Annotated in this window: 8 protein-coding genes and 1 pseudogene; 3 read left to right on the forward strand and 6 right to left on the reverse strand. The window is 69.1% G+C overall.

The window, feature by feature from the left end:
• Positions 1 to 105: 105 nt before the first annotated feature.
• The 6 genes and pseudogenes from SSKA14_RS02140 to SSKA14_RS02165 form a co-directional block, all read right to left on the reverse strand.
• Positions 106 to 1,122, reverse strand: coding sequence for a VacJ family lipoprotein (locus SSKA14_RS02140; protein ID WP_008265213.1), 1,017 nt, complete (start codon positions 1,120 to 1,122; stop codon positions 106 to 108).
• A gap of 1 nt (position 1,123) precedes the next feature.
• On the reverse strand, positions 1,124 to 1,435 hold the full coding sequence (locus SSKA14_RS02145; protein WP_008266246.1) for an STAS domain-containing protein: 312 nt from the start codon (positions 1,433 to 1,435) through the stop codon (positions 1,124 to 1,126).
• Positions 1,425 to 2,087 (reverse strand): ABC transporter substrate-binding protein, encoded by a 663-nt coding sequence (locus SSKA14_RS02150; RefSeq protein WP_040006809.1) that lies wholly within the window; start codon positions 2,085 to 2,087, stop codon positions 1,425 to 1,427. The genes SSKA14_RS02145 and SSKA14_RS02150 overlap by 11 nt, the downstream gene beginning before the upstream one ends.
• A 56-nt stretch (positions 2,088 to 2,143) precedes the next feature.
• A pseudogene (gene mlaD, locus SSKA14_RS02155) lies at positions 2,144 to 2,608 on the reverse strand (outer membrane lipid asymmetry maintenance protein MlaD); the annotation flags it as partial.
• Positions 2,609 to 2,667: 59 nt separating this feature from the next.
• On the reverse strand, positions 2,668 to 3,417 hold the full coding sequence (locus SSKA14_RS02160; protein ID WP_005414955.1) for an MlaE family lipid ABC transporter permease subunit: 750 nt from the start codon (positions 3,415 to 3,417) through the stop codon (positions 2,668 to 2,670).
• On the reverse strand, positions 3,417 to 4,205 hold the full coding sequence (locus tag SSKA14_RS02165; protein WP_040009260.1) for an ATP-binding cassette domain-containing protein: 789 nt from the start codon (positions 4,203 to 4,205) through the stop codon (positions 3,417 to 3,419). The genes SSKA14_RS02160 and SSKA14_RS02165 overlap by 1 nt, the downstream gene beginning before the upstream one ends.
• 189 nt (positions 4,206 to 4,394) lie before the next feature.
• On the opposite strand from SSKA14_RS02165, the gene recC reads away from it, so the two are divergent.
• From recC to recD, 3 genes are read left to right on the forward strand one after another with little or no spacing between them, the layout of a single operon-like run.
• Positions 4,395 to 7,742 (forward strand): exodeoxyribonuclease V subunit gamma, encoded by a 3,348-nt coding sequence (gene recC / locus SSKA14_RS02170; RefSeq protein WP_040006817.1) that lies wholly within the window; start codon positions 4,395 to 4,397, stop codon positions 7,740 to 7,742.
• Positions 7,739 to 11,419: an exodeoxyribonuclease V subunit beta gene (gene recB / locus SSKA14_RS02175; protein ID WP_008264539.1), complete on the forward strand. Its 3,681-nt coding sequence runs from the start codon at positions 7,739 to 7,741 to the stop codon at positions 11,417 to 11,419. Before recC ends, recB begins: the two co-directional genes overlap by 4 nt.
• Positions 11,416 to 13,296, forward strand: a complete 1,881-nt coding sequence (gene recD, locus SSKA14_RS02180; protein ID WP_008267622.1) for an exodeoxyribonuclease V subunit alpha — start codon at positions 11,416 to 11,418, stop codon at positions 13,294 to 13,296. Before recB ends, recD begins: the two co-directional genes overlap by 4 nt.
• Positions 13,297 to 13,331 lie beyond the last annotated feature (35 nt).

Below are 13,331 nucleotides of genomic sequence, written 5' to 3' on the forward strand. Positions count from 1 at the left end.
TGCGGTGAGGCTCCCGCCTGGACTCAGGGCGGGAGCCCCGGAACGCAATCGAAGGCAAAGAAAAACCCCGCCGAGGCGGGGTTTTTCATGCAGCGATGAAAGGACTCAGTGGGTCCACTGCGGCATCGGCATCGCATCGACCGGGATCGGCGAATTGGCATCGTCGTGGCCACGGTCGCGCTTGCTGCGCAGGTCGTTCTCGATCTGGTAGTTGCGGCGCTGCATCCACGCATCGCGCACCAGCGAGTACTCGTCCACCACGGTGTCGCGCAGGTCGTCGATCGCCAGCAGCTGTGCGCGGGTATCGACCAGCTGCAGGCCCTGCAGGCCGATGCGGACCTTGTCCTCTTCGATGCGGCGGATCGGCGACAGCGGGATGTCACCGGCCAGGCCGAACACATCACGCACGGTACGCGGACCGAAGAACGGCAGTTCCACGTAGCGCGAGCGACGCCAGCCCCACACACCGAGGGTCTGGCCGAAGTCTTCATTGCGACGCGGCACCATCGCCTTGCTGGCCGGATCGAACAGGCCACCGATACCCAGCGTGCTGTTCATCAGGAAGCGGCCCAGGCTGTCCCACGCATCGGCGCCGCGGCCCTGCAGCAGCTGGTTGGTGATGGTCACCGGCGCGCGCAGGTTGCTGAAGAAGTTGCTGACACCGGTGCGGGCGAAGCGCGGCACCACGTGGGTATAGGCGGTCGCCAGCGGACGGGCGATGCCGCGGTCGACCGCGTTGTTGAAGGTATGCACCTTGCGGTTGAACGGTTCCCACGGATCGTAGGCCGCCACGTTGGTGGTGTTGCCGGCGCCGCCATAGAGGGCGTCGAAATCATCGTCGCCGCCGGGTGCGGTGGCTGCTGTGGACTTCGCTGCATTGCCATCAACGGGCGCTGCCGGAGTGGCCGGCGCTGCGGCCGTGGCAACCGGCGCCTGCGCCGCCGGAGCGGCCACGGCAGGGTCGACCGTTCCACTATCGGTGACCGCAGCGGGGGCGTCGGCAGCGGCATTGGCCGGAACCACGGTGCTGGCCGCCGGTGCATCACTGCGTGCGGGCTTGCCGGCGCAGGCGGTCAGGGCGGTGGCCAGGACGATCAGGGGGAGAGTGCGTACGACGTTCATGTCAGCTCGCAGCAGAAGTAGCGTTGAAATCCAGGTCGGGCGACAGCCGGTAGGCCGCGCTCAGCTCGTTGTAGCCGGCCGGCGCGCCGGAGATCGCCAGCGGGTGGCCGGCCTTGCGTGCACGTGCCGCCAGTTCGGCCAGCAGGGCCAGGCCGGCGCTGTCCACGCGCTCGACCTCGCCCAGCTCCAGCCGTGCCAGCTGGGCGGGCAGCGCCTGCAGCTGCGGCCACAGTGCGATCACTGCGGCACGATCCAGCACCCCGCGCAGGCGCAGGGTGTCGCCTTCCAGCAGTGCCAGTGCGTTACTTGCCATTGCCCGCGGGCCCGGCCTGCATGCTGCCGCTGTGCAGCTCGCTGGCCACCTGCTTGATGCCCTTCTGGCGCAGCGGGGTGTCGAACTGGTTGCGGAAGGTCTGCACGTAGGAGATGCCTTCGATGTTGACGTCGAAGATCTTCCACTGGCCGTTGACGTTGCGCATCCAGTACTCGACCGGGGTCGGCTCGCTGCCGGCACGCACCAGTTCGGTGCTGACGCGCACGCCGCGGTTGCCCGGCAGCGGACTCTCGCCCTTCAGGCGGAAGCTCGGCTTGCCCTGGATGTTGAGCAGGGTCGAGCCGTAACGCTGCATCAGGCTGTCGGCCATGGCATCAGCGAACAGCTTGATGTCGGCATCCGAAGCGCCGCGGGCGTGCGGGCCCAGCACCAGGCGCGCGGCATAGTCGCGGTCGAAGGTGCGGTTCAGTTCGCTGTCGATGTAGCTGCGCAGGCTGGCCGGGTTGCTGCTGAACTCGCTTCGGCGCTGCTGCAGGGTGGTGAGGATGCGCGTGCTGGCATCGATCACCACCTTGCCGGCCTGGCCCTGGGTCGCGGCTGCGGCGGGGGCGGCGGCCTGGGCCTGGGCGAGGAACGGAGTAGCTGCCAGCAGCGCCGAAGCGAGCAGGGCCGGGATCAGTTTCATCTTCATGGTTGCGGTTCCGTTGCAGGCGCCTGCGCGCCATCGTTGGGCTTCTGACCAGCGCCGCCACCGGCGCCGCCACTGAACATGTACTTGCCGACCAGCTGGATCAGGTCCACGGCGGGCTGGGTGAAGACGATCTCGTCGCCGGCCTTCAGCACGTCCGGATCACCGCCCGGCTGCAGACCGATATAGCTCTCGCCGAGCAAACCACTGGTGAAGATGCCGGCCGAGGTGTCTGCCGGCAGGTCCTTGACCTTGCTGTCCATGCGCAGGGTCACGATCGACTCGAACTTCACCGGGTCCAGGTCGATCGAGGCGACCTGGCCGACGGTGACGCCGCCGATCTTGACCGGCGCCTGCTTGCGCAGCTGGCCGACCTGGGAGAAGCGCGCCTTCAGTTCGTAGCCTTCGCTGCCCCAGCTCCAGCGCTGGTTGGTCGAGGCCACGGCCAGCACCATCAGCGAGGCCAGGGCCAGCAGCAGGAAGGCGCCGACGGAGAATTCGAGTCTGGGACCGCGGATGGCCATGTGGATTACCTGATCGAGTCGTGGTGGCCGCGCGCGCCTGCGCACCGCCGGTGGAGGGGTTAGGTGAACAACATTGCCGACAGCACGAAGTTGAACATCAGCACCAGCAGCGAGGCGTTGACCACCGCACGGGTGGTCGCCACCGAGGTGCCCTCGATGGTCGGCTCGGCGTGGAAACCAACGTAGGCGGCGACCAGCGCGGCGGTGCCGCCGAAGATCGCCGACTTCAGCATCGCCACGCCGAAGTCATCCCAGAAATCGACGCTGTTGCGCAGCGCCGACCAGAACACGCCGTTGTCCAGGCCCAGCACATGCACCGCTTCGAAGTAGCTGGCACTGATCGCCAGCGAACAGAAGATGCCGGTCAGCAGGGGGACGGTCAGCACCGCCGCCCAGAAGCGCGGCGCCACCGCCTTGGCCACCGGGTCGATCGCCATCAGTTCCAGCGCCTTGATCTGGTCGGTGGCACGCATCAGGCCCAGCTCGGCGGCGATGGAGCTGCCGGCGCGGCCGATGAACAGCAGCGCGGTCAGCACCGGCGCCAGTTCGCGGTACAGCGACAGGCCGAGCAGGGTCGACAGCGCGTCGGCCGCACCGAAGGTGGTCAGCGTGCGGTAGCCCTGAAGGGTCAGCACCAGGCCGACGAAGGCGCCACCGACGGCGATGATCGGCAGTGAGCGCGCGCCGATCTTGTAGATCTCGCGGGTCAGCTCGGCCAGGAAATCACGCGTGGGCAGCGAACCGCGCAGCACGGTCAGCGAGAACAGGCCGGCGCGGCCCAGCGAACGGGTGGCTTGCACGAACGGCATCAGGCGACCCTCGCGCGCGGCGCGGCATCGAACGGAATGGGACCATCGGGCTGGCCATGCAGGAACTGCCGCAGCAGCGGGTCCTGGCTGGACTGCAGTGCCTCGGGCGTGCCCTGGAACACGATGCCGCCATTGGCGATGGCGATCACCTGGTCGCAGATCGGCAGGGTCTCGTGCACGTGGTGGCTGACGATGATGCTGGTCAGGCCCAGGCTGTGGTTGAGGCGTTGGATCAGGCTCATGATCACCCCGGAGGCGATCGGGTCGAGCCCGGTCAGCGGCTCGTCGTAGATCATCAGCGGCGGGTCCAGGGCCAGCGCACGGGCCAGCGCCACGCGGCGCGCCATGCCGCCGGACAGCTCGCGCGGCCACGCATCGGCGGCGGCCAGCAGGCCCACCGCATGCAGCTTCATCTGTACCAGCTGGCGCAGTACGGCGGTCGGCAGGCGGGTATGCGTGCGCAGCGGCAGTGCGACGTTTTCGGCCACGGTGAGGTCGGTCAGCAGGCCATTGCCCTGCAGCAGCACGCCCACGCTCTTGCGCATTTCCAGCAGCGCGCTGCTGTCGTGCGGGATCGGCTTGCCGAACAGGGTGACGTCGCCGGCGACCGGGCGCAGTTCGCCGGTCAGTGCCGCCAGCAGGGTCGACTTGCCGCTGCCGGACGGACCCAGTACGGCGGTGATGCTGCCCTTGGGCACCTGCAGCGACACATCGCGCAGGATCGTGCGCCCGCTCCGGTCGATGCGGACGTTGGATAACTGCACCAGACTGGAGGCGGAAGCCGACATGGGCACCATTAACGTTTTTTAGACATCGAAGGATCGGGCCAGCCGGCTGAACATAAGCAGACTGGACGGTGCAGTATTGTTGCACGGCAAGGCCTTGGCCTGGCCGGGACAATCGACCGGGACGCCGGAACAATCCGTACCGGTGATGGGCCGACCATTGAATACTGCCTGCGCTCCTGCACACTGTGCATGATGAGTGACCCAGGCAGCGACTTCCGCCTCTACCATTCCAATTCCCTGGACGTGCTGGCCGCGCTGCTGGCACGCAACGTGCGTGCCCCTGTAGCGGGCCAACCGTTGCTGGCACCGGAAGTGGTGCTGATCCCGCAGGTGGCGATGCGGCGCTGGCTGCAAGCGACACTGGCCGCAGAGTTCGGCGTTGCCGCCAACCTCGAATTCCTCACCCCGGGCGAGTTCGTGGCCCGCGCGCTGAAGGCCAACGTCAGTGGCGAGCAGGACGATCTGGACGCGGCGGGCCTGCACTGGCGGCTGTACCAGGCACTGCGCGACCCGGCGCTGCTGGCACAGCCACCGATGCGCGCGCTGCAGTCCTACCTTGCCGGTGGCGACGCATTGAAGCCGTGGGCGCTGGCTGGCGAACTGGCCTCGGTGTTCGAGAAGTACCAGGCCTGGCGCCGTGACTGGCTGCTGCGCTGGGCGGCCGGTGCCGATCCGGCCGATCCGCAGGCGATCCTGTGGCGCACCATCACCCGTGGCCATGATTACCGTGCGCGCCGCATCCAGGAGTACCTGGACCGCTTCGAAGGGGCCGGCCAGCCGCTGCCGAAGGGATTGCCGCTGCGCATGTCTGCGTTTGCGACGCTCAACATTTCGCCCGACGTGCTGCGGGTGATGGCCACCCAGGCACGGGTGGGCGAGCTGCATTTCTATATGCCCACGCCCGTGCAGTCGTACTGGGGCGACCTGCAGACCCTGGCCGAGCGCCTGCGCACGGGCGCGCCCGATCCGTTCGGGGAAGCGGCCGGCGAGAACCGCCTGCTCGAAGCGTGGGGCGCCGCGGGCCGCGACTTCATGGCGGTGCTGGGCAGCTACGAGGTGGTGCACCCGGCCGGCGAGATCGCCGCCTATTCCGACCCGGAAGAAGACACCCGGCCGGCCCTGGATGAAGGCGGCCTGTCCGACAGCCTGCTGCATCGCCTGCAGCGCGACCTGTTCCATCGCCGTGCGCTGCCTTCGGGAGAACTGCGCGACGGACTGCGCAGTGACGATCCCAGCCTGCAGGTGCACGCCTGCCACACCCGCCTGCGCGAACTGCAGGTGCTGCACGACCAGCTGCGCAGCCTGCTGCAGGACGCGCGTTTCGACCCGCCGCTGCAGGCACGCGAGATCGCGGTGCTGGCGCCGGACATTGATCCCTACGTGCCGTACCTCGAAGCGGTGTTCGGCGGTCGTAGTGGCGAGGAAGAGCACATTCCCTATGCGCTGGCCGACAGCAGCCCGCTGGCCGGCGAGCCACTGGCCGATGTGTTCGTGCATCTGTTGGGCCTGCCGGTCTCGCGCTTTGGCCTGAACGAAGTGCTGGACCTGCTGGCCAGCGCACCGCTGGCCGAAGCGGCCGGCCTGGAAGCGGTGGACTTCGACCGCCTGCATGGTTGGCTGCAGCAGGCGGGTGCGCGCTGGGGCCTGGACGCGAAGCATCGCGACCAGCACCAGGCACCGGCCGACGATGCCTACACCTGGCAGTTCGCGCTGGACCGGCTGGTGCTCGGCCATGCCACCGGCAGCGAGGCCGACCTGGCCGGTGTGGCGCCGTGGATCGAGCTGGAGGGCGGTGCGTTGGAAGCGCTGGACCGGCTGCTGCGCCTGTTGCGTGTACTGGCGGTCTACCAGCGCCGACTCGGCGAACTGCTGACCCCGGCGCAATGGCGGCAGCGCCTGCTGTCGCTGCTGGACGCGCTGCTGCCGACCGCGCCCAGTTCGCCCAACAGCCAGCGAGCGCTGGAGCGCCTGCGCAAGCTGCTCAACCAGTTTGCCGAGGACGCTGCCAAGGCCGGCTTCAACGAAGGCGTGCCACCGGAGGTGGTGCGTGCGCACTTCGCCGGGGCACTGGGCGAGGCCGATACGCGCGCACCGTTGCTGACCGGTGGCATCAGCTTCGGCCGCATGGTGCCGATGCGCCTGCTGCCGTTCCGGGTGATCTGCGTGCTGGGCCTGAATGACGGCGATTTCCCGCGCCGTGATCCGGCCGCGGGCCTCAACCAGCTCACCGCCGAACTGGATACACCGCGGCGCCGGCCGGGCGACCGTTCCACCCGCGAGGACGACCGCTTCCTGTTCCTGCAGCTGTTTGCCGCTGCGCAGGAGGTGTTCTACCTGAGCTACCTCGGCGCCGATCCGCGTGATGGAAGCGTGCGCGAGCCATCGGTGCTGGTCAGTGAACTGATCGATGCCGCCGCTGCATATCACCTGGATCCGGAGGCGGCCGTGCGTGACTTCACCGTGCGTCACGCTTTGCAGCCTTTCTCGCCTGCTGCGTTCGGCGATGGCGATCCGCGCCGTTTCAGCTATCGGCGGCAGTGGCATCCGGCGGCCGGTCGCCTCACCGGCCAGCGGGGTGGCCTGCTGCCCTGGTTCGACGCGCCGCTGCCACCACCGCTCGACGATGCCGTGGAGAACGAGGTCGCACTCGATACCCTGCGCCGCTTCCTGTGTGACCCGGCCGGGCAGTTCCTGGCGCAGTCGCTGGGCCTGCGCCTGGCCGACGAGGTTGAAGAAGTGGATGACCTGGAGCCGCTGGTGCTGTCCTCGCGCGGCCCGGAAAAGCGCAGCGTGCAGGCAGCGGTGGTACGTGCCACGCTCAATGGCGACAGCGAGCCGCTGTATCCGCGGTTGCGTGCGCGCGGCCTGCTGCCATCGGGTGCATTGGGTGAGCGCCAGTTCGAAGTGGAGCAGCTGAAGACCCGTCCGTATGCCAGCGCGCTGCTGGGCTGGATGCAGGGCGAACCATTGGAAAGCCGCCGGTATGAAGTCGATATCGACGGCGTGCGCCTGCATGGGCGGGTGACCGATCGGCATCCCGAAGGGCTGGTGCGCCTGCGCGCCGGCACCCTCAACGGCAATGCGGTGATCCGCCAGGGCCTGGACTGGCTGTTGGCCAACGCCGCCGGCGATGCCCTGCCGTTGGTGCAGTTCCACGACGGCGGCGATGCCGGTCCGGGCCCGCATGTGCTGCCAGCACTGAGCGTGCCTGCTGCCCGCGCCGCGCTGCGCGCACTGCTGCAGCTGCGCCAGCGTGGCCTGCGTGAACCGCTGCGCTTCGCTCCCTATACCGGCTGGGTGCTCTACAACACGGCAGGCGAGAAGCAGCGCATCGAAGGCTGGAAGCAGTGGCATGGCAGCGACCGCAGCTGGGGTGAATCCAGCAGTGACGCCTGGCAACTGCTGCTGCGCGGCGCCGATCCGTTCGCCACCGATGCCAGCTATGCCGATCTGCTGCGCAACAGCCAAGTGGTCTTCAGCGCGGTGCGCGAAGGCCGCACCCTGGGTGTCGCGGCAGGCCCGGAGGGCAACGCATGAACACCGCCATCGCCGACGAGGAATCCCAGCGCATGGCGGGCGATCCCTATCTGACCCTGCCGCTGCAAGGCATCCGCCTGATCGAGGCCAGCGCGGGCACCGGCAAGACCTTCACCCTGGCCACGCTGTTCACCCGCCTGGTGGTGGAGCAGGGGCTGCGCATCGGCCAGATCCTGGCGGTGACCTTCACCGACGCCGCCACCCAGGAACTGCGCAAGCGCATCCGCGAGCGCCTGGCGCTGGCCGCGCGCCTGGTCGATCTGGAACCGGCCGAGGGCGAGGCGCCGGACGTGCGCTTGACGCGCGAAGTGCTGCAGCGCCATCTGCAGGGTGGCACCGAGAGCGCGGCCACCTTGAAGCGTCGCCTGCAGGTGGCCGCCGACGAGATCGACCTGGCTTCGATCTTCACCATCCACGGCTTCTGCACCCGCGTGCTGCGCGAGCATGCGCTGGAGAGCGGCCATACCTTCGACCCGCCGGAGCTGCTGGCCAGTGACCGCGAGCTGCTGGAAGAACTGGCCGCCGACCTGTGGCGCGTGCACGCCAATGATCCGGCCACGCTGGAGCCGCTGACTTGGCTGTGGTCCAGCCCGGATGCACTGGCCGCCGATCTGCGCGCGCTGCTGGCTGCGCCGCCGCTGCATCCGTTGCCACAGCCGGTGGTGTTGGCAGATCCACACCCGGCATTGCATCGCGCGGCTGAAGAACTGTCCGCGAGCGTGCGCGAGCATGGCGAGCCGTTCTTCATCGACCTCTGCGATGCGGTCGACAACAAGTGGATCAACGGCGTGTCCTACAAGCTGGGCTGGCTGCATCCGCTGGGCCGGCAGCTGCTGGCCTGGGCCGAGCGCGCCGACCCGCGCGAGCTGCTGGCCAACGAGCGCCTGCCGGCGCTGCTGCCGGAGGCGCTGGCCGCCAAGACCAACAAGAAGTTCGCCGAGCGCACGCCGTCGTCGCCGCTGCAGGCGCCGCTGGCCCGCTATGTGGCGCTGCTGGCTGAGCGCGATGCCTGGTTGCGTGCCACCGCGCTGAATTTCCTGCACCGCCTGCGCGACGAAGCCACGCAGCGCCTGCAGGCACTGAAGCGCACGCGCCGGGTGCAGACCTACGACGATCTGATCGATGGCGTGGCACTGGCCCTGGAAGGGCCGCAGCGCCTGGCGCTGGTCAGGCAGCTGCGCGCGCAGTACCGCATCGCGCTGGTCGATGAGTTCCAGGATACCGATGACCGTCAGTGGGGCATTTTCCACACCGTGTTCGGCGATTCGCCGGAAGTGCGCGAGCTGGGCCTGGCGCCCGCGCTGTTCCTGATCGGCGATCCGAAGCAGGCGATCTACGGTTTCCGCGGTGGCGACATCCATACCTACCTGAAGGCCAAGCAGGTGGCGCAGCAGGCGCCGGTGCTGGACCAGAACTTCCGTTCACGCCCGGCCGTGCTGCGTGCCCTGCAGGCGCTCTACGACAACGGTGGCGAAGACGCGTTTCTCGAGCGCGACATCCAGTTCGAACCGGTGCGCCCCGGTGGCGTGCGCATCGATGCGGATTACCTGCGTGATGGCCGTGCCGCCGTGGCACTGACCCTGCGCGTGCTGCGCAGCGGCGGCGACAAGGCGATGAGTGCCGACGCCTCGCGTGATGCAGCGACCCAGGCCTGCGTGGCCGCGATCCACCAGGTCCTGGTCGATGCGCGCGCGGGCAACGCCGTGTTGCGTGGGCGCCCGGTGCAGCCGGGCGACATCGCGGTACTGGTGCGCTCGCACCGCGAGGCGACGCTGGTGCAGCGCGCACTGGCAGCGGTCGGCATCCCCGCAGTGGCGGCGGGCAAGCAGAGCCTGTTCGCCACCCACGAGGCACGTGATCTGCGCGCGCTGCTGCTGGCGCTGCTGCAACCGGCCGATGAAGGGCGCCTGCGTGCGGCGCTGGCGACCGTGCTGCTTGGCCAGCGGGCGAGTGCGATCGCCGCAATGGAACGCGAGGGCGACCTGCAACGTGGATTCCAGGCGCAGCTGCTGCATTGGCGCGAGCGCTGGCAGCGCGGTGGACCGTTTGCGGTGATCGCCGATGTCTGCGCCGCACAGGGCGAACGCCTGCTGGCGCTGATCGACGGCGAGCGCCGCCTGACCAACTACCTGCAGCTGGGCGAACTGCTGCAGGAGGCCTCGGCGCAGGCGCTGGGCATGCATGGCCTGCTGGACTGGCTGCAGGGGCAGATGGCCAGCGCCGACCAGGATGACGAGCAGCAGCTGCTGCGCCTGGAATCGGATGCGCGCCGCGTGCAGATCATCACCCTGCACAAGAGCAAGGGCCTGGAATACCCGCTGGTGTTCCTGCCGTTCGTCGGCATCGACGGCGGTGCACCGAACACGGCGTCGCACTGCACCGTGCACGTGGCTGGCGAGCGCCAGCTGCACTGGAAGCTGGACAAGAACGAGGCCTGGGAAACGGCCAGTGCCCAGCGCGAGCGTGAGCAGCGCGCCGAGGATGCGCGCCTGCTGTATGTCGGCCTGACCCGCGCCGAGCATGCGCTGTGGATCGCGGTGGGCGATCTGGCCGGGCTGGCAAAGACGCGGATCGCGCCGTTGCTGGGCGACCTGCAGGCGCTGCGCGCCCATGCCGATGTGCATATCGATAACAGCGAAGTGCCCGCCTCACTGCCGCAGCTTGCCGCCGAAGTGGAAGGCGAACTGCCGGCGGTGCGTGCACTGACCCGGCGCGTGCCGCACGACTGGTGGGTCTACAGCTTCACCCAGCTGGCCCACGCCGATGCCGGTGCCGGCAGCGATATCGAAGCCGCCGCCACCGAGCTGCCGGCGCCCGCCGCCGACGAACCGGCGGGTCCGGAACTGCCGCTGGAACCGGCGCTGCCGGAACCCGCTGCGGCGGCCGAGGACAGCACCCCGATCGATCCGCGCTTCATGGGCAGTCGCTTCGGCAACGTGCTGCACGAAGCGATGGAGAACGTCGACTTCGCTGCCTGGGGTGGCTGGCAGCCGGGCCTGGAAGCCCCTGAGGGCCAGGCCGAGGTGCTGCGCAAGGCGCTGCACGACGAGGGCTACGCTGATGCCGACCTTGAGGATGGCGTGGCTGTACTGGTGCCGCTGGTCGGTCACACGCTGACCGTGCCGCTGCCGGAGGGCGGTGCGCTGCACAGCCTGGATGAAGGCGAGCGCCGTGCGGAAATCGACTTCCATTTCGCCATCGAGCCGACCGCGGTGCCGGCGCTGCTGCAGGTGCTGCACGCGCATGGGGTTTCCAGCGCGCGCCGTGGTTTTGGCCAGCGCCGCCGCCTGGAAGGGCTGATGACCGGCATGATCGACCTCACCTACGTGCGCGACGGGCGCTGGTACGTGCTCGACTACAAATCCAACCGCCTGCCCGGCTACAGCCCGGACCTGCTGGCCATTGCCATGCGCCACAGCGAGTACGACCTGCAGGCGCTGATCTACACGGTGGCGCTGCATCGCTGGCTGCGTTTCCGCCTGGGCGCGGCCTATGACTACGAGCGCGACATGGGCGGCATCCGCTACCTGTTCTGCCGCGGCCTGGATGCCGCCGGCAACGGCGTCCATGTGGACCGCTTCCCGCTGGCGCTGGTGGATGCGCTGGATGCATTGTTCGCCGGTGGCGAGCAGGCCCAGGCCGAGCTGGCCGCACGTGCCCGTGGAGCCAGCGCATGAGCCTGCTGAAGGAACTGCACCAGAAGGGCCAGCTGCGCACCCTCGACCACGCGTTGGCGACCAGCCTGCAGCGACTGCGCGACGACACCCCCGACAGCGTGGCGCTGGCCGCCGCCCTGGCTTCCCTGGCGGTATCGCAAGGCCATGCCGCGTTCGACCCCGCGCAACCGCAGCGGTTGCTGGAAGGCGTGCCCGAGTGGCCAGCCGCGCAGGACTGGCTGGCGCAGCTGCGTGCGTCGCCGTGGGTGGCGACGCCGGAGCAGGCCGATGCCATCGCCGCGGACGCGCCGCTGGTGCTGGAAAACGGATTGCTCTACCTGCGCCGCTACCGCGAGTACGAACGCCAGTTGGCCGCTGGCCTGCAACGCATTGGCCGGCATCCGCTGCCGGCACCGGATATGGCAGCGCTGGCACCGTTGTTCGCGCAGCTGTTCCCGCAGGCGTCCGGCAGCGAAGATCACCAGGCACGTGCGGCCGGCGTGACCCTGCGCCATCCGCTGGCGCTGGTCACCGGCGGCCCTGGTACCGGCAAGACCACCACCATCGCGCGCCTGTTGCTGCTGCTGGCCGCGCAGGCGCGGCATGCCGGCCAGCCGCTGCCCGAGGTCGCCTTGGCCGCGCCCACCGGTCGCGCCGCAGAACGGATGGCCGAGAGCCTGCGCGTCGCCGTGCAACGCCTGCAGGAACAGGGGCTGGACCCGGCGCTGTGCGCGGCACTGCCCAGCACCGGCACCACCCTGCATCGCCTGCTGGGGGTGATTCCCGATTCGCCACGCTTCCGCCACCATGCCGACAATCCGCTGCCGGTGGACGTGGTGGTGGTCGACGAAGCGTCGATGATCGATCTGCCGATGATGGCCAAGCTGGTCGATGCGATCGCCAGTGGCACCCGGTTGATCCTGCTTGGCGACCCCGATCAGCTGCCGTCGGTGGAGGCGGGCGACGTGCTCAGCGCGATCCTGCGTGCCAGCGGTGATGGCATCGGCACCCGTGCCGACGATGCGCAGGCGTTGCATGGCCTGCTGGCGCCGGCCACGTTGCAGCCGCAGGCCGCACCACGCGCCTTCGCCGGCCGCCGCGTGCAGCTGCAGCGCGGCTACCGGCAGAGCGATGCACTGGACCTGGCGCCGCTGGCGCATGCCGTGCGCGAAGGCGACAGCAGTGCCGCCTTGCAGCTGCTGCGCAGCGGTGAACTGGCGGGCGTGCACTTCCACGAAGGCGAAGCCGATCCATTGCGTGGCCAGCGCGAGCACCTGCTGGGCCACTGGCGCGCACTGGCCGACGCCGCCGATCCGGTACTCGCCCTGCAGCAGGCCGGACGCCTGCGCGTGCTGACCGCACTGCGCGAAGGCCCGCAGGGCGCACGCGGGCTCAACAGCCGCATCGAACAGCTGCTGGCCGGCAATACGCCGGGCTATTTCCAGGGCCGGCTGCTGCTGGTCACCGAGAACAGCTACCGTCATCGCCTGTTCAATGGCGATATTGGCATCTGCCTGCGCGATGGCAGCGGCGCGATGGTGGCCTGGTTCCCCGGCGACACCGTCGACCAGCCGCGCGCCTTCCACCCGGCCGCACTGCCCGCGCACGAAAGCGCCTTCGCGATGACTGTGCACAAGGCGCAGGGTTCGGAGTTCGACGAAGTGTGGTTGCAGCTGCCGCGCCAGGACAGCCGCGTGCTGTCGCGCGAACTGATCTACACCGGCCTGACCCGCGCCCGCCAGGTGCTGCATGTGGCCGGCAGCGCCGATGTGCTGCAGGCCGCTTTGAAACGTCACGCCAGCCGGTTGGGCGGGCTGGCCTGGCGGCTGGGTGCGGAAGCGGTGGTCGAACAACCAACGCGCATCGAGCAGCCCACGGTGCAGGGCACGCTGTTCTGACGTGAGCGTGATGCGCTTCCTGTAGAGCCACTCGA

Origin of the sequence: Stenotrophomonas sp. SKA14 (assembly GCF_000158575.1) — a bacterium.
Classification (GTDB): domain Bacteria; phylum Pseudomonadota; class Gammaproteobacteria; order Xanthomonadales; family Xanthomonadaceae; genus Stenotrophomonas; species Stenotrophomonas forensis.